This window comes from Pseudomonas sp. JH-2, from assembly GCF_036231725.1.
GTDB lineage: Bacteria > Pseudomonadota > Gammaproteobacteria > Pseudomonadales > Pseudomonadaceae > Pseudomonas > Pseudomonas delhiensis.
Window position 1 is genome coordinate 48,309 of sequence record NZ_JAZAQP010000038.1, and the last position, 16,988, is coordinate 65,296.

Below are 16,988 nucleotides of genomic sequence, written 5' to 3' on the forward strand. Positions count from 1 at the left end.
AGTGAGTAGATATTTCGGTGTCAGCCGGTGACCACGTCTCAGGTTGAAACCATTCCTCTGCGCGGGCACGGACAAGCCCCCTCTCCCTTCAGGGAGAGGGCTGGGGAGAGGGAGCGGACTTCGACGCAAGCTCCAGCGCTTCACCTTTGCTCATTCTCTTCCCTGCGTTTGTGTCGACCTGCTTTCCCGGTTGACACCCCAACACAGCAAGCCGAAAAAGAAGAACCACCCCCAGGAGACACCCCCATGCTGCTCCACGCCCCCACCTCGACCCTCCTCATCATCGACATCCAGGAACGCCTGTTCCCGGCCATCCACGACGCCGAGGCGGTATTGCAGCACAGCGCCTGGCTGCTGGCCGTGGCCCGGCGCCTGGGCGTGCCGGCGCTGGCCACCGAGCAGTACAGCAAGGGCCTGGGCCCGACCCTGGCGCAGTTGCGCGAGCAGCTGCCGGCCGCGGCCATCCTGGAGAAGATCGCCTTCTCCGCGGTGGCCGACCCGGGCCTGCTGCAGTTGCCCGGCGGCGAGCGCCGGCAGTTCGTGGTGTGCGGCACCGAGGCCCACGTCTGCGTGCTGCAGACCGTGCTCGGCCTGCTGGCCGAGGACCGCGAGGTCTACGTGGTGGCCGAGGCGGTCGGCTCGCGGCGCCCGGAGGACAAGGCCCTGGCCCTGGAGCGCATGCGCCAGGCCGGCGCGGTGATCGTCAACCGCGAGATGGTCGCCTTCGAATGGCTGGAGCGCGCCGGCAGCGAGACCTTCCGCGCCGTCAGCCGCGAGTTCATCCGCTAGTCAGCCGTACCAGGCGCGGCGCGCCTCGGAGTCGAGAAAGGTCCAGGCGACGAAGCGGCTCTGCTTCTGCCCCTGGGCCATGTCCACGGTGCGCACCTGCAGCGCGCCGGCCTTCTTCAGGGCGCGGCGGAAGTCGTCGAGGTTGCCGGCCTTGGACACCAGCGAGCTGAACCACAGCACCTGCTGCGCCACCTCCCGGCTTTCGCTGGCCATGCGCCTGAGGAAGGCGATCTCGCCGCCCTCGCACCACAGCTCGTTGCTCTGCCCGCCGAAGTTCAGCATCGGCAGCTTGCGCGAGGGGTCGAGCTTGCCGAGGTTCTTCCACTTGCGCCGGCTGCCGGCGCGGGCCTCGTCGGGCGAGGCATGGAAGGGCGGGTTGCACAGGCTGGCGTGGAAGCGTTCGTCGCTGTGCAGCAGGCCGTGGAAGATGTGCCGCGGCTCGGGTTGCTGGCGCAGTTCGATGGCCTCGGCCAGGCCCGGGTTGCCCAGCACTATGTTGCGCGCCGAGGCCAGAGCGGCGGGCTCGATGTCGGCGCCGAGGAAGCGCCAGCCGTAGTCGCGGTGGCCGATCAGCGGGTAGATGCAGTTGGCCCCCACGCCGATGTCCAGCACGCGCACGCCGGGGCCGCGCGGCACGCTGCCGGCGTTGTCCTCGGCCAGCAGGTCGGCCAGGTAGTGCACGTAGTCGGCGCGGCCGGGAATCGGTGGGCAGAGGAAGTCGGCAGGGATCTCCCAGTGGCCGATGCCGTACTGCGCCTTGAGCAGCGCGCGGTTGAACACCCGTACCGCCTGCGGGTCGGCGAAGTCGATGCTGGGCTTGCCGTAGGGGTTGGTGATCACGTAGTCGCCCAGCTCGGGGCTGGCGGCGATCAGGCTGGGAAAGTCGTAGCGCCCCTGGTGGCGGTTGCGCGGGTGCAGCAGGTCGGGCTTCTTCGCGGCGGGGTCGCGCAGCGGTTGCGGCGTGGCGAGGCGTTTCGGCGGCTTGGGCATGGCAGGCGGCGGGGCAGGGGAGCGGAGGGGGATTTTCCCACAGATGCCCCTCGTCTGGCGCGTCCCGCGCGGTGGTGGCCTGGGCGTAGGGCGAATAACCGTTCGCGGTTATCCGCCGCTACACCCAGGCTCTCGTCGGCTCCGCGTTCCAACTGGGCGGCTCTTCCAGTTCGACTCCGAGTGCCTGGGGCCATGGTCAAGCGGCGGATAACGCGGAGCGTTATTCGCCCTACGTTCTTGCGGACTACGGTGCGGTGTCAGGGATAGCCCAGCAGCGCCTTGATCTTCGCCAGGTTCGCCGCGATCCAGCGCGGGTCGATGGCGCCCCAGTCGCGGATGCGGTAGTGCCCGGCGTTGTTGCGCTCGCCGGCGTGCTGCTCGAACACGCAGTCGATGTCCAGGTCGGCCAGCGCCGCCAGGGTGTCCTGGGCAGTGCGGCGGGGCATGCCGGTGGCTTCCATCAGCGCCGGCACGCTGCTGGCCGTGCCGCTGTCCACCAGCCAGGCGACGTACAGGCGGCGGTAGAAACTGCTCTTGGTCTTGCTCGCTTCCATGGGGCGTCCTTGTTCGTTCAGTACAACGGCAGCAGCCAGGGTACCAGCAACACGCTGACGATCATCACCAGCAGGGTGAAGGGCACCCCGACCCTGACGAAGTCGCCGAAGCGGTAGTGCCCCGGGCCCAGCACCAGGGTGTTCACCGGCGAGGAGATGGGCGTCATGAAGGCCGCCGAGGCGGCCAGCGCGACTATCATCGCGAAGGGCGCCGGCTGCGCGCCCAGGGCCTTGGCCGTGGCGATGGCCACCGGCGCCATCAGCACCGCGGTGGCGGTGTTGGAGATGAACAGGCCGATCAGCGCGGTGAGCAGGAACAGGCTGGCGAGGATCAGGTAGGGCCCGGCGCCGCCCAGCGCGCCGACCAGCGCCTGCACCGCCAGGGCGATGCCGCCGGTCTTCTGCAGGGCCAGGGCGAAGGGCAGCATGCCGACGATCAGCACCAGGCTCTGCCAGTGGATGGCGCGGTAGGCGCTGTCCATGTCGATGCAGCGGAACAGGCCCATGAGCAGGCAGGCGATGAGCGCGGCGAGCACGTTGGGCACCAGGCCGCTGACCATCAGCAGCACCATCAGCCCCAGGGCCAGCAGCGCGTGGGGCGCCTGGCTGGCCGCCGGCGCGGCCTCGTCCACCTCCGCCGGCAGGCTCAGCACCAGGAAGTCGCGGCCCTGGCCCTGGAGCTGGCGGATGTCCTTCCAGGCGCCCACCACCAGCAGGGTGTCGCCGACCTTCAGCTTGGCCTCCAGCAGGCCGTCCACCACTGCCTCGCGGTTGCGCCGCAGGCCCACCACGTTGAGCCCGTACTGGCTGCGGAAGCCCAGCTCCAGCACGCTCTTGCCCAGCAGGGCGGATTCCGGCGGCAGGGTCACCTCGGCCATGCCCACCTCGTGGGCGCGTTCGGTGAAGTAGTCGCCGTGCAGGCTCAGCGGTTCCAGGCCGTACTCGTGGTAGAGCTGCAGCAGGTCGATGCCCGGCTGGAGGATGTCCACCAGCAGCACGTCGCCGGCCTGCAGCACCACCTCGGCGCCGGGGCTGAGGATCTTCAGGCGGAAGCGCGCCAGGCGCTCGATGGCGATGACGTTGGTGCCGCGCTCGGTGCGCAGCTGCACGTCGCCCAGGGTCATGCCCGCCAGCCGGGAGTCGGCGCGGATGCGCAGCCGGCGTTCGCGCCCGGCCAGCTGGTAGTCGCGGATCAGGTCGCGCAGCGAACGGCGTTGCGCGGCGTTGCCGGGGCTGTCGTCGCCGTGGCCGAGCCAGCGCCGGGCCACCAGCATGTAGGCCACGCCCAGGGCCAGGATCACCAGGCCGATGGGGGTGAAGCTGAAGAAGCCGAAGCCCGCCTCGCCCTCGCGCACCAGTTCGCTGTGCACCACCATGTTCGGCGGCGTCGCCACCAGGGTGAGCATGCCGCTGATCAGCCCGGCGAAGCTCAGCGGCATCATCAGCCGCGCCGGCGCCACGTTCATGCGCGCGGCGACGGTGAGCACCACCGGGATGAAGATCGCCACCACGCCGGTGGAACTCATCACCGAGCCGAGGCCGGCCACCGCCAGCATCAGCAGCACCAGCAGGCGCGTCTCGTCGCTGTCGGCCTTGTGCGTCAGCCATTCGCCGATGCGGTAGGCCACGCCGGTGCGCACCAGGCCCTCGCCGATCACGAAGAGCGCGGCGATCAGCACCACGCTGGGGTCGGCGAAGCCGGCCAGCGCTTCCTGCACGCTGAGCACGCCGGTCAGCGGCAGCGCCACCATGGCCAGCAGGGCGACCACGTCCATGCGCGGCCGGTTGAGGACGAACAGCGCCACCACGGTGGCGAGCAGGAACAGGACCCAGAGCAGTTGCGGATTCATGCGCTTCCTTAGCCGGCGAATCGGCAGGCATTGTTCCCGGTCGCGGGGAACAATGCCTTGACCCGATGCAGCTTAGCGAAGCCTTTGGCGCTTTTCAGGGAAGCCGCGCCACCGGGGTGATCTGCCGTGGGTCGGTGCGCAGCTCGATCAGCGCCGGCTTGCCGCAGGCCCGGGCGCGCTGGAAGGCGGCGGCGAAGTCCGCGGTGCGCTCCACCCGCTCGCCGTGGGCGCCGAAGGCCCGGGCCAGGGCGACGAAGTCGGGGTTGTGCAGCTCGGTGGCGCAGATGCGCCCGGGGTACTCGCGTTCCTGGTGCATGCGGATGGTGCCGAGCATGCCGTTGTTGACCACGATGACGATCAGCGCGGCGCCGAACTGCACGGCGGTGGCCAGCTCCTGCGGGTACATCATGAAGCAGCCGTCGCCGGCGAAGCACACCACCTCGCGCTGCGGCTCGCGCAGCTTGGCGGCGATGGCGGCGGGGAAGCCGTAGCCCATGGCGCCGTTGGTGGGCGCCAGCTGGCTGCGGGCGGCGCGGTAGCGGTAGAAGCGGTGCACCCAGACGGCGTAGTTGCCGGCGCCGTTGCTTATCACCGCGTCCTCGGGAAGGGTTTCGGCGAGGTGGCCGACCACCGCGGCCAGGTCCACGCCCTGCAACTCGGTGGGGCTGGCCGGCGGGGTGGAGTAGGCCAGGTAGTCGGCGCGGGCCTCTGCCGTCCATTCGGACCAGGGGCGTTCGGCCATTGGCGGCAGGGTGTCCAGGGCGGCGGCGATGGCCGGCAGGCTGGCCTGGATCGGCAGGTCGGCCTGGTAGACGCGGCCCAGTTCGCTGGCGTCGGGGTGGACGTGGATCAACGTCTGGACGGGTTTCGGGCTTTGCACCAGGGTGTAGCCGGCGCTGGGCGTCTCGCTCAGGCGCGAGCCGAGCACCAGCAGCAGGTCGGCCTCCTGCACCCGCGCGGTGAGCCTGGGCGAGGCGCCGAAGCCGAGCTGGCCGACGTACCGTGCGTCGTCGTTGTCGTAGAGGTCCTGGCGGCGGAACGAGGCCACCACCGGCAATTCGTTGGCCCGGGCGAAACGCTGCAGGGCGCGGCGCGCGGATTCGTCCCAGCCGGTGCCGCCAACTATCAGCAGCGGCTTGCGCGCACGGGCGAGCAGGCTGCGCAGCTCTTCCAGCACGGCCAGCGGCGGGGCGACCTGCGGGATGCGCGGGGCGGGCGCGTCCGCTACCTGCGCGGTGCCGAACAGCACTTCCTCCGGCAGCCCCACCACCACCGGGCCGGGGCGCCCGGACTGGGCCACGGCGAAGGCCTGGGCGACCACCTCGGGGATGCGGCGGATGTCGTCGATCTCCGTGGCCCACTTGGCCAGGCCGCCGAACATCTGCCGGTAGTCCACCTCCTGGAACGCCTCGCGGCCCTTGAAGGCGCTTTCCACCTGGCCGACGAAGAGGATCATCGGCGTCGAGTCCTGCCGGGCCGTGTGCACGCCGTTGGCCGCGTGGGTGGCGCCCGGCCCGCGGGTGACGAAGCAGATGCCCGGGCGCCCGGTGAGCTTGCCGTAGGCGTCGGCCATGTTCGAGGCGGCGCCTTCGTGGCGGGTGACGATGGTGCGGATCGCGCGCGCGTCGTGCAGCGCGTCGAGCACCGGCAGGTAGCTTTCGCCGGGGATGCAGTAGACGGTGTCCACCGCGTTGCGCAGCAGGGCTTCGACGAGGATCTGGCCGCCATTGCGGGCGGGGAGGTCGGACATGGTTCGGGCTCCTGTGGAAATCGGGCCGGTGGCCTTGGCGGCGCCGGCGCGTCGATCTTCGGCCCAAAGCCTGCGCCGCGCCAAGCGAGCTTTCTTCGGGTAGTCATTCCACCTCGGAATGACGCCTGCGACAACCGGCCCCTTCGGCCGCGCGGATCATGGTCTAAGGTTCTCCGGGCCATGGCTCACCGCGAAAGGAGGCCCCCCATGCGCCATCGAGGATTCCACCCGCTGTACGCCGCGCTGCTGCTGGCCGGCAGCCTGCCGGCCCTGGCCGCGTTGCCCCAGGCGCCCGGCTACGTCGACGACAGCGGCTACCCGGCGGCCGCGAAGCAGCGCATCCTGCCGCCGATGTTCGAGCAGAAGCTGGCCAGCACCCGCTACCTGGCCAGGCCCGACGACCCGCTGATCACCCTGGCCGAATCCAGCGGCTTCCGGCAGACCAGCGACTACCACCAGAGCCGTGACTACCTGAAGAAGCTGGCCGATGCCTCCGGCGGCAGGCTGCTGCTGAGCGAGCTGCCGGAGAAGAGCGCCAGCGGCGAGCCGATGCTGCTGGTGACCGCCTCGACCGAGGCCGACAAATCGCCGGCCGGGCTGAACGGCTCGGGCAAGCCGACGCTCTTCGTCGAGGCCGAGATCCACCCCGGCGAGGCCAACGGCAAGGACGCGATGTTCATGCTGCTGCGCGACATGACCGCCGGGAGCAAGCCACTGGCCGGGCTGCTGGACAAGGTCAACATCCTCTTCATCCCCACCGTGAACGTCGATGGCGACCTGCGCCGCAGCCCCTACGGGCGCATCAACCAGAACGGCCCGGAGGTCACCGGCTGGCGCGTCAATGGCCTGAACCTGAACCTCAACCGCGACTTCACCAAGCTCGACAGCGCGGAAATCCGCAACGTCGCCTGGGTGTTCAACCAGTACGACCTGAGCTTCTTCGCCGACACCCACTCCACCGACGGCGCCATGTACCCCTACGACAGCTCCTACTGCCACAACGGCAACGGCTGGTCGCCGGCATCCAGCCAGTGGATGGACGAGGTCATGCGCGCCCCGGTGTACAAGGAACTGGAAGGAGACGGCCACGTGGTCCACGAGTGCATCAGCCTCAACGACAACCAGGACCCGGCCAAGGGCTACTACCCCTACCGCACGGACCTTGCGCGCTTCTCCAACCAGTACGGCGACATCCGCAACGTGCCCTCGATCCTCATCGAGCAGCACGCGCTGCACCCGTATGAAACCCAGGTGCTGGGCAACTACGTGATGCTCAAGGCGATGTTCCGGGTGATCGGCGACAACGCCGGGTCGCTCAAGGCCGCCATCGCCAAGGACCGCGAGCGCCTGGAGGCGCAGAAGGAGGTGATCCTGACCTGGAAGCCGGGCAAGGAGCAGCACACGCCCTTCGTCGTCGGCGACTACCACTACGAGCAGTCGCCCATCACCGGCGCCAGGACCATTGTCTGGAGCAACAAGCCGAAGACCTTGCAGGTGCCGATCAGCGACAACTCGGTGCCCGACCTGGTGGTCAAGCGGCCGAAGCGGTACGTGGTGCCGGTGCAGTGGCGCGAGGTCATCGCCCGGCTCAAGGCCCACGGCATCCGCATGCAGACCCTGGAGCAGCCGACCGCCATCGAGGTCACCCTGTACCGCATGGACGACATCAAGCTGGCCGGCGGCTTCGAGCCGGACCGCGCCGCGGCCAACGAAATCCCCGGCTACGAGGGGCACCTGCTGGTCAGCGGCACAGGCAAGCCGTTCCAGCGCCTGCAGACCTTCCCGGCCGGCTCGGTGGTGATCGACACCGACCAGCCGCTGGGCGTGCTGGCGATCAACCTGCTGACCGCCGAGAGCCCGGACTCCTTCTGGTCCTGGGGCTTCTTCAACGCCACCCTGGTGTCCGCCGAGGAGCCGGAGGAATACGTGATGGAGCCCATGGCGCGCAAGATGCTCGCCGAGGACCCGCAGCTGAAGGCCGAGTTCGAGAAGAAGCTGAAGGACGACAAGGCCTTCGCCAAGGACCCGCATGCGCGGCTGGAATGGTTCTACCAGCGCACGCCCTTCCATGACGTGAATGCCTACGTCTACCCGGTTGGCACGGTGTTCTGACTGGTTGTAGGAGCGGGCCCTGCCCGCGATTCGCGCGCAGGGCGCGCTCCTACAGGGGAATGGCGTGGGTGGGGCAGCGTAGGAGCGGATCTCATCCGCGAATCGCGCCGGTGGCTTGGGTTATCGCGGACAAGGTCCGCTCCTACGACCGAGCTTCCCTGGAAACGTAGGGCGGATAACCGTTCGCGGTTATCCGCCGCCGGCCGTAACGTCGGTTCCCGGAGACAACGGGCTACGTTTGCTGTTGGCGTAGGACTCGCAGTTGCGTCAGCAGGGTAGGGACCTCGTCGCGGACGATGCTCCACAGCGTATCGTCGTCGATGCCGAGATAGCCGTGGATCAGCCGGTTGCGCGTCGCGACGAGCATGCGCCAGGGGATCTGCGGGTTGGCCTGGCGCGCTTCCGGGGGAACATGCGTCGCGGCTTCGCCGATGATCTCCAGGTTGCGCAGGGTGGCGTCGTAGACCAGCGGGTTATCGACGAAGGCCTGCTGGTCGAGGCCGGCGCAATAGCTCAGGACTTTCTCCGCGCAGGTGATCATGTCGTCGACATAGAAGTGCCAGACGCGCCCGGACGCCTCAGACATTCACCGCCTCCGCCTCGATGAAGGGCCGCAGTTCGGGGCGCAGGGCCTTTTCGGTGACCAGGTCGACGCTGCTGCCCAGCAGGTCCTCCAGGTAGAACTGCACACCGAAGTAGCGTTCCGAGGTGGCGGGGCCGTCGAAGGCCACCAGGATGTCCACATCGCTGTCCGGCCTGGCAGCATCGCGCACGGTGGAGCCGAACAGGGCGAGCCGGACCACGCCGAAGCGCTCGGCCAGCTCGGGCTTGCAGCTTTGCAGCAGGTTCAGGGCGTTGGTGCGCTTCATGGCGTCCTCCGGGGGATACGCCAGAAGGTAGCACAAGCGAAAAGCACAAGGCCCGCATCGCGGGCCTTGTGGATAACGCTTACAGGCTGGCGATCTTCTCGCGCTGCTGGATCAGGTTGGTCACCGCCTGCTCGGCCTCGGCCAGCTTGGCGCGTTCCTTCTCGATCACTTCGGCCGGGGCCTTGGCGACGAAGCCTTCGTTGGCCAGCTTGCCGCCGACACGCTTGACCTCGCCTTCCAGGCGCTGGATTTCCTTGTCCAGGCGCGCCAGTTCCGCGGCCTTGTCGATCAGCCCGGCCATGGGCACCAGCACCTGCAGCTCGCCGACCAGCGCGGTGGCCGACATCGGCGGTTCCTCGCCTTCGTCGAGCACGCGCACCGACTCCAGCTTGGCCAGCTTCATCAGCAGCGGCTCGTTGTCGGCCAGGCGGCGATGGTCCTCGGGGGAGGCGTTGTTCAGCACCAGGTCGATGCGCTTGGCCATGGAGATGTTCATCTCGCCGCGGATCTGGCGGATGCCCAGCATCAGCGCCTTGACCCACTCGATGTCGCCTTCGGCGGCGGCGTCGATCTTCGCTTCGTCGGCCACCGGCCAGGGCTGCAGCATCAGGGTGTCGCCGCTCTTGCCGGCGGAAGCCTTGATGCGCTGCCAGATTTCCTCGGTGATGAACGGCATGAACGGGTGCGCCAGGCGCAGCGCGGTCTCCAGCACGCGCACCAGGGTGCGGCGGGTGCCGCGCTGGCGCTCGATGGGCGCGTTCTCGTCCCACAGCACCGGCTTGACCAGTTCCAGGTACCAGGCGCAGTACTCGTCCCAGATGAACTCATAGAGGGCCTGGGTGGCCAGGTCGAAGCGGAAGGCGTCGAGCTGGCGGGCGACTTCCTGCTCGGTGCGCTGCAGCGCCGAGATGATCCAGCGGTCCACCGCTGACAGCTCGACCGGCTCGCCGTTCACGCCGGTGTCCTGGCCATCGGTGTTCTCGATGACGAAGTTGGCGGCGTTCCACAGCTTGTTGCAGAAGTTGCGGTAGCCCTCGACGCGGCCCATGTCGAACTTGATGTCGCGGCCGGTGGAGGCCAGCGAGCAGAAGGTGAAGCGCAGGGCGTCGGTGCCGTAGCTGGCGATGCCTTCGGGGAATTCGGCGCGGGTCTGCTTGGCGATCTTCTCGGCCAGCTTGGGCTGCATCATGCCGCTGGTGCGTTTCTCCAGCAGGGCGTCGAGGCTGATGCCGTCGACGATGTCCAGCGGGTCGAGCACGTTGCCCTTCGACTTGGACATCTTCTGGCCCTGGCCGTCGCGCACCAGGCCGTGGACGTACACGGTCTTGAACGGGACCTGCGGGGTGCCGTCCTCGTTCTTGATGAGGTGCATGGTCAGCATGATCATGCGCGCCACCCAGAAGAAGATGATGTCGAAGCCGGTCACCAGCACGTCGGTGGGGTGGAAGGTCTTCAGGTACTCGGTCTGTTCCGGCCAGCCGAGGGTGGAGAAGGTCCACAGGCCCGAGCTGAACCAGGTGTCCAGCACGTCCTCGTCCTGGCGCAGCTTGGCGTCACCCAGGTTGTGCTTGGCGCGTACCTCGGCCTCGTTGCGGCCGACGTAGACGTTGCCGGCTTCGTCGTACCAGGCCGGGATGCGGTGGCCCCACCACAGCTGGCGGCTGATGCACCAGTCCTGGATGTCGCGCATCCAGCTGAAGTACATGTTCTCGTACTGCTTGGGCACGAACTGGATGCGGCCGTCTTCCACAGCGGCGATGGCAGGTTCGGCCAGCGGCTTGGTGGAGACGTACCACTGGTCGGTCAGCCAGGGCTCGATGACGGTGCCGGAGCGGTCGCCCTTGGGCACTTTCAGCGCGTGGTCGTCGATTTTCTCCAGCAGGCCGGCGGCTTCGAAGTCGGCGACTATCTGCTTGCGCGCGACGAAGCGGTCGAGGCCGGCGTAGGCGGCCGGCAGGCTGGCGTCCAGCTCGGCGTTGACGCTGCCGTCGAGGTGGAAGACCTGGGCCGTGGCGAGGATCGCCGCGTCCTTGTCGAAGATGTTGATCAGCGGCAGGTCGTGGCGCTTGCCGACTTCGTAGTCGTTGAAGTCGTGGGCCGGGGTGATCTTCACGCAGCCGGTGCCGAACTCGCGGTCGACGTAGTCGTCGGCGATGATCGGGATGCGCCGGCCCACCAGCGGCAGCTCGACGAAGGTGCCGATCAGCGCCTGGTAGCGCTCGTCTTCCGGGTGCACGGCGACCGCGCTGTCACCGAGCATGGTTTCCGGGCGGGTGGTGGCGACGATCAGGTGGTCCTTGCCGTCGGCGGTCTTGTGGCCGTCGGCCAGCGGGTAGCGCAGGTGCCAGAGGTGGCCCTTCTCGTCGTGGTTCTCCACTTCCAGGTCGGAAATGGCGGTGTGGAACTTGGTGTCCCAGTTGACCAGGCGCTTGCCGCGGTAGATCAGGCCGTCGTCGAACAGGCGGACGAAGGCTTCCTTCACCGCGTTGGACAGGCCGTCGTCCATGGTGAAGCGCTCGCGCGACCAGTCCACCGAGGAGCCCAGGCGGCGGATCTGCCGGGTGATGGTGCCGCCGGACTGCTCCTTCCACTCCCAGACCCTGTCCAGGAACTTCTCGCGGCCGAGGTCGTGGCGCGCCACGCCCTGGGCGGCCAGCTGGCGCTCCACCACCATCTGGGTGGCGATGCCGGCGTGGTCGGTGCCCGGCTGCCACAGGGTGTTGCGGCCCTGCATGCGGCGGTAGCGGATCAGCGCGTCCATGATGGCGTTGTTGAAGCCGTGGCCCATGTGCAGGCTGCCGGTGACGTTCGGCGGCGGGATCATGATGGTGTACGGCTCGCCGGAACCCTGCGGGGCGAAGTAGTTGTTCTGCTCCCAGGTGGGGTACCAGTGGGATTCGATGGCGTGGGGCTGGTAGGTCTTGTCCATGAGCGCGGCGGGACCCTGTAGGCGGCTAAACGGAAAACCGTCAAATATAAACAAGCTGCAGGCCACAAGCTACAAGCGGCAAGCAAAAGCCCGCCGGGGCCTCCACGGGACCGTAGGGCGAATAACGCCGCAGGCGTTATCCGCCGTTGTTCCTGGCATCGGTGTTTCCGGCCGGCGGCGGATAACCGCGAAGGGTCATACGCCCTGCGCCGGTCAGGGCTTGCGCTGCGCCAGCAGCCTTTGCAGGCGCGCTTCCAGGCGGCGTTGCAGCTCGGCTTCGATCTGCGGCACGAAGTCGTCGATGACGTCCTGCAGGATCAGCTGCGCGGCGGCGCGCAATTCGCTGTCCAGGCGGGCTTGCTCGCGGCTGGGCGCGGGCAGGTCGTCGTCGGCCTGTTCCTCGGCCGGGGCTGGCCGTGGCGAGGCCTGCACCACGTCGGAGAGCAGCGGGATGTTGTCCGGCTCGAAGGATTCGGTGAGCAGGGGCGGTTCGCCATCCGGCTCGCCGAGCAGGCCGTGGATCGACTCCAGGTCGTCGAGCAGGTGGTCGGGGTCTTTCGGGGGCTTGCGGCTGTCCATTTTTCCGTAAAGCGTCAGAGGCGCGGCAGGCGATGGTCCTGCAAAGGATAGCCCTGCTCGCGGTAGTAGCGGAAATTCTCCCGCGCCGCCTGGCGGATGGCCGGTTCCTCCACCACCAGTTCGGCGATGCGCGAGAACTCGCCGGCGAAGGCCGGCACCGCCAGCGTCAGGTTGACCAGCAGGTCGCGGCGGCCCGCCGGGGGCTCGCCCAGGCCCAGGGTGACCGGGGCCTGGGCGTCTTCCTCGGCGGCGTTGTGCGGCACGAAGGCTTCCTTGCGGAAGCTCCACAGGCGCGCGTCCAGGGCCTCGCGCTGGGTTTCGTCGGCGCACAGCAGGTACACCCGCATGCCCTGCCGCCAGGCCTTGTCGGCCAGGCGGCAGGCGATGGTCAGGCGCGCGTCGGGATCGGCGCTGGGGATGACGTAGAAGTCGACCCGCGTCATGCCGGCGATCCCATCGAACGATTGCGCTTTGCCATTACTTCACGCGGTCCAGCAGGTACTGGGTGAGCAGCGGCACCGGGCGGCCGGTGGCGCCCTTGTCCTTGCCGCCGCTGATCCAGGCGGTGCCGGCGATGTCCAGGTGCGCCCAGTGGTACTTCTTGGCGAAGCGCGAGAGGAAGCAGCCGGCGGTGATGGTGCCGGCCTTCGGCCCGCCGATGTTGGCGATGTCGGCGAAGGGGCTGTCCAGCTGCTCCTGGTACTCGTCGAACAGCGGCAGCTGCCAGGCGCGGTCGTCGGCCTGCTCGCCGGCCTTGAGCAACTGGCGGATCAGCGTGTCGTTGTTGCCCATCAGGCCCGAGGTGTTGGCGCCCAGGGCGACGATGCAGGCGCCGGTGAGGGTGGCGATGTCCACCACCGACTGCGGCTTGAAGCGCTCGGCGTAGGTCAGGGTGTCGCACAGCACCAGGCGGCCTTCGGCGTCGGTGTTGAGGATCTCGACGGTCTGCCCGCTCATGGTGGTGACGATGTCGCCGGGGCGGGTGGCGCCGCCGCTGGGCATGTTCTCGGCGCAGGCCATCAGGCCCACCAGGTTGATCGGCAGCTGCAGTTCGAGCACCGCGCGGAAGGTGCCGAAGACGCTGGCGGCGCCGCACATGTCGAACTTCATCTCGTCCATGCCCAGGCCGGGCTTGAGGCTGATGCCGCCGGTGTCGAAGGTGATGCCCTTGCCGACCAGCACGTGCGGCGCCTCGTCCTTCTTGCCGCCGTTGTAGTGCAGCACGATCAGCCGCGGCGGCTGGTCGCTGCCCTGGGCCACGGCGAGGAACGAGCCCATGCCCAGGTCGCGCAGTTTCTTCTCGTCGAGAATCTCGACCTTCAGGCCCTTGTGCTCCTTGGCCAGGGTCTTCGCCTGCTCGGCGAGGAAGCTGGGATGGCAGACGTTCGGCGGCAGGTTGCCGAGGTCGCGGGTCAGGGCCATGCCGTTGGCGATGGCCCGGGCCTCCCTGGCGCCCTGCTCGACGGCGGGGGCGTCGGCCTTGTCGGCCAGCAGGGTGAGCTTCTTCAGCTTGGGCGCTTCGGCCTTCTGGCTCTTGTAGCGGTCGAACACGTACAGGCCATCGGCCAGCGTCTCCACCAGCAGGCGCGCCTTGCCATGGGCGTTGCGGCCCTTGACCGCCAGGTCGCCCAGGGCCAGCACGGCGTCGCCGCCGCCCAGGTTCTTCAGGCTGGCCAGCACCGAGGAAACCAGTTTGCGGTATTGGCGGTCGGAGAGTTCGCGCTCCTTGCCCGCGCCCACCAGCAGCACGCGTTCGGCCTTAAGGTTGGGCAAAGCTTGCAGGAGTAAGGTCTGGCCGACCTTGCCGGCCAGGTCGCCGCGCTTGAGCAGGGCGGCGATGGCGCCGCCGCTGGCGGCGTCCACGGCCTGGGCCGCGGTGCCGAGCTTGCGGCCTTCGCCGACGGCGAGCACCAGGGTGGCGGTCTTCAGGGTTTGCGGACTGACGCTTTTTACAAGGAATTCCATGGCAAGGTGTCCCCGGGACGAAGGGTCGAAGTGGCGGGTGGTCGGCGACCCGGCTTGGCTTCTGCGCAGTGACAGGCCCGGCGAATCGCAGGATAATGCCGCGTATTTTTCACCGGCCCCGTGCTATACGGGCCGGCAGTGCCTCACGGCGGCTAGTTTGAGCGTAGCCGCCCGAGCGTGACAACCCTGGAGTGCCCGGTTTGATTGTCTTCCGTTACCTGTCCCGTGAAGTGCTGATCACCATGAGCGCGGTGAGCGCCGTGCTGCTGGTGATCATCATGAGCGGCCGCTTCATCAAGTACCTGGCGCAGGCCGCCCAGGGCATGCTGGATCCCGGCTCGCTGTTCATGATCATGGGCGTGCGCCTGCCTGGCTTCCTCCAGCTGATCCTGCCCCTGGGCCTGTTCCTCGGCATCCTGCTGGCCTATGGCCGGCTGTACCTGGAAAGCGAGATGACCGTGCTCACCGCCACCGGCATGAGCCAGCAGCGCCTGCTGGCCTACAGCATGGCGCCGGCGGCGCTGGTGGCGCTGCTGGTGGCCTGGCTGAGCCTGTCGCTGGCGCCCCAGGGCATCGCCCAGATGCAGCTGATCCTGAACAAGCAGGACGCCATGACCGAGTTCGACACCCTGGCGCCGGGCCGCTTCCAGTCGATGCGCGACGGCTCGCGGGTGACCTACACCGAGCAGCTGACCAACGACCGCACCCAGCTCGGCGGCATCTTCATCTCCGACAAGAACCCGCCGCGCAACGGCCAGGACCGCGGCCTCTCGGTGCTGGTGGCGAGCACCGGCGAACAGCAGATCCACCCCGACGGCAGCCGCTACCTGATCCTCAAGGACGGCTACCGCTACGACGGCACCCCGGGCCAGGCCGACTACCGCGCCATCAAGTACGACACCTACGGCGTGCTGCTGCCCAAGCCGGAGGTGAGCAGCGAGATCGACGACCGCGACGCCATCCCCACCAGCGACCTGTTCGCCAGCAAGGAGCCGCGCATGCGCTCGGAGCTGCAGTGGCGCTTCTCCATCCCGCTGCTGGTGTTCATCGTCACCCTGCTGGCGGTGCCGCTGTCCAGGGTCAACCCGCGCCAGGGCCGCTTCCTCAAGCTGCTGCCGGCGGTGCTGCTGTACATGGCCTACCTGGCCCTGCTGATCGCCGCCCGCGGCATGCTCGACAAGGGCAAGATCCCCATGGCCCTGGGGCTGTGGTGGGTCCACGCGATCTTCCTGGCCATCGGCCTGCTGCTGGCCTTCTGGGAACCGCTGAGTCTGAAATGGGCGGCCTCGCGCGCACGCTCCGTGAAGGAGCATAAGCATGCGTAAGCTCGACCGCTACATCGGCATTACCATTTTCGTCGCCATCCTCGCCGTGCTGGGGGTGATCCTCGGCCTGGCCCTGCTGTTCGCCTTCATCGACCAGCTCGGCGCCCTGGACGAGAACTACACCCTGGGCGTGGCCCTGAAATACGTGCTGCTCACCGCCCCCAGCCGCGCCTACGACATGCTGCCGATGGCCGCGCTGATCGGCTGCCTGGTGGGCCTGGGCACCCTGGCCAGCAACAGCGAGCTGACCATCATGCGCGCCGCCGGGGTGTCGCTGCAGCGCATCGTCTGGGCGGTGATGAAGCCCATGCTGGTGCTGATGTTCGCCGGCATCCTGGTGGGCGAGTACGTGGTGCCCTACACCGAGACCCAGGCCCAGAGCGACCGTGCGCTGGCGCAGAGCAGCGGCGGCGCGGTCAGTTCGCGCAACGGCTTGTGGCACCGCCAGGGGCAGGAATTCATCCACATCAACGTGGTGCAGGCCGACGGCACCCTGCTGGGCGTGACCCGCTACGACTTCGCCGAAGGCCACGTGCTCAAGAGTTCCAGCTTCGCCAAGCGCGCGGTGTTCCGCGACGGCCAGTGGACGCTGGAAGAGGTGACCACCACCCTGCTGCACCCGCAGGAGAAGCGCAGCGAGCTGGTCAGCTCGCCTGCGGAAGCCTGGAACATCCAGCTCAGCCCGCAGCTGCTCAGCACCGTGGTGATGGAGCCCGAGGCCCTGTCCATCAGCGGCCTGTGGGAGTACATCCACTACCTCAAGGACCAGGGCCTGAGCACCAACCGCTACTGGCTGGCGTTCTGGACCAAGGTGCTGCAGCCGGCGGTGACCGCGGCCCTGGTGCTGATGGCCATTTCCTTCATCTTCGGCCCGCTGCGCAGCGTGACCCTCGGCCAGCGGGTGTTCACCGGCGTGCTGGTGGGCTTCACCTTCCGCATCGCCCAGGACCTGCTGGGCCCGTCGAGCCAGGTGTTCAACTTCCCGCCGCTGCTGGCGGTGCTGCTGCCGGCGGCGATCTGCGCGCTGCTGGGGGCCTGGTTGCTCAAGCGGGCGGGGTGATATCCCGGGGCTGGCCGGGCCGGTGATTCGGCGCGGCCAATTGCGGACGGAAGCCGCTCCTACAGATTCAGGAGAGGCACCGGCGTAGGATGGGTTGAGCGAAGCGATACCCATCGCCACGGCCGCATGGGTTTCACAGGTGTTCTGCCGGGAGACATGGGTAACAGGTGTCGGGAGACATAGGTAACGCATTTAGGATCACGGAATTGCCGTATC

General features: G+C 68.3%; 14 protein-coding genes. 4 read left to right on the forward strand and 10 right to left on the reverse strand.

The features are described from left to right. Window positions 1–246: 246 nt before the first annotated feature. Entirely contained in the window at window positions 247–789 is a 543-nt protein-coding gene (locus VV867_RS22585) for a hydrolase (protein WP_275628772.1), read from the forward strand. On the opposite strand, the gene rlmF is transcribed toward VV867_RS22585, so the two are convergent. From rlmF to VV867_RS22605, 4 genes are all read right to left on the reverse strand, one after another. Continuing rightward, window positions 790–1,779 carry a 23S rRNA (adenine(1618)-N(6))-methyltransferase RlmF gene (gene rlmF / locus VV867_RS22590; protein ID WP_275628773.1) on the reverse strand — a complete coding sequence of 330 codons (990 nt, stop codon included), beginning with the start codon at window positions 1,777–1,779 and terminating at the stop codon, window positions 790–792. It lies immediately after the preceding gene. A gap of 257 nt (window positions 1,780–2,036) precedes the next feature. Next, complete coding sequence (locus VV867_RS22595) at window positions 2,037–2,333, reverse strand: winged helix-turn-helix domain-containing protein (protein ID WP_109934509.1); 297 nt, start codon at window positions 2,331–2,333, stop codon at window positions 2,037–2,039. Window positions 2,334–2,350: 17 nt separating this feature from the next. Continuing rightward, window positions 2,351–4,183 carry an SLC13 family permease gene (locus VV867_RS22600; RefSeq protein WP_275628774.1) on the reverse strand — a complete coding sequence of 611 codons (1,833 nt, stop codon included), beginning with the start codon at window positions 4,181–4,183 and terminating at the stop codon, window positions 2,351–2,353. A gap of 94 nt (window positions 4,184–4,277) precedes the next feature. Further along, on the reverse strand, window positions 4,278–5,933 hold the full coding sequence (locus VV867_RS22605; protein WP_328567616.1) for a thiamine pyrophosphate-binding protein: 1,656 nt from the start codon (window positions 5,931–5,933) through the stop codon (window positions 4,278–4,280). A gap of 207 nt (window positions 5,934–6,140) precedes the next feature. Here VV867_RS22605 and VV867_RS22610 point away from each other — a divergent pair, with 207 nt between their 5' ends. Then, window positions 6,141–8,045: a M14 family metallopeptidase gene (locus VV867_RS22610; RefSeq protein ID WP_275628776.1), complete on the forward strand. Its 1,905-nt coding sequence runs from the start codon at window positions 6,141–6,143 to the stop codon at window positions 8,043–8,045. Between the two features lie 232 nt (window positions 8,046–8,277). On the opposite strand, the gene VV867_RS22615 is transcribed toward VV867_RS22610, so the two are convergent. From VV867_RS22615 to VV867_RS22640, 6 genes are all read right to left on the reverse strand, one after another. Next, on the reverse strand, window positions 8,278–8,631 hold the full coding sequence (locus tag VV867_RS22615; RefSeq protein ID WP_109934513.1) for a HepT-like ribonuclease domain-containing protein: 354 nt from the start codon (window positions 8,629–8,631) through the stop codon (window positions 8,278–8,280). Then, entirely contained in the window at window positions 8,624–8,914 is a 291-nt protein-coding gene (locus VV867_RS22620) for a nucleotidyltransferase family protein (protein ID WP_089389528.1), read from the reverse strand. Before VV867_RS22620 ends, VV867_RS22615 begins: the two co-directional genes overlap by 8 nt. Window positions 8,915–8,993: 79 nt before the next feature. Continuing rightward, a complete protein-coding gene (locus VV867_RS22625; RefSeq protein WP_328567617.1) occupies window positions 8,994–11,843 on the reverse strand; it encodes a valine--tRNA ligase in 2,850 nt (949 codons plus the stop codon). Between the two features lie 213 nt (window positions 11,844–12,056). Continuing rightward, window positions 12,057–12,422 carry a DNA polymerase III subunit chi gene (locus tag VV867_RS22630; protein ID WP_109934515.1) on the reverse strand — a complete coding sequence of 122 codons (366 nt, stop codon included), beginning with the start codon at window positions 12,420–12,422 and terminating at the stop codon, window positions 12,057–12,059. A gap of 14 nt (window positions 12,423–12,436) precedes the next feature. Next, a complete protein-coding gene (locus VV867_RS22635; protein ID WP_109934516.1) occupies window positions 12,437–12,865 on the reverse strand; it encodes a DNA polymerase III subunit chi in 429 nt (142 codons plus the stop codon). A 34-nt stretch (window positions 12,866–12,899) separates the two neighbouring features. Further along, window positions 12,900–14,387 carry a leucyl aminopeptidase gene (locus tag VV867_RS22640; protein WP_328567618.1) on the reverse strand — a complete coding sequence of 496 codons (1,488 nt, stop codon included), beginning with the start codon at window positions 14,385–14,387 and terminating at the stop codon, window positions 12,900–12,902. A 200-nt stretch (window positions 14,388–14,587) separates the two neighbouring features. Here VV867_RS22640 and lptF point away from each other — a divergent pair, with 200 nt between their 5' ends. Together lptF and lptG are read left to right on the forward strand one after the other, a co-directional pair. Beyond that, the gene (lptF, locus tag VV867_RS22645; protein ID WP_328567619.1) at window positions 14,588–15,712 is read left to right on the forward strand and encodes an LPS export ABC transporter permease LptF; all 1,125 of its coding nucleotides are present in this window, start codon (window positions 14,588–14,590) and stop codon (window positions 15,710–15,712) included. Further along, window positions 15,705–16,772 (forward strand): LPS export ABC transporter permease LptG, encoded by a 1,068-nt coding sequence (gene lptG, locus VV867_RS22650; RefSeq protein ID WP_328567620.1) that lies wholly within the window; start codon window positions 15,705–15,707, stop codon window positions 16,770–16,772. The genes lptF and lptG overlap by 8 nt, the downstream gene beginning before the upstream one ends. Window positions 16,773–16,988 lie beyond the last annotated feature (216 nt).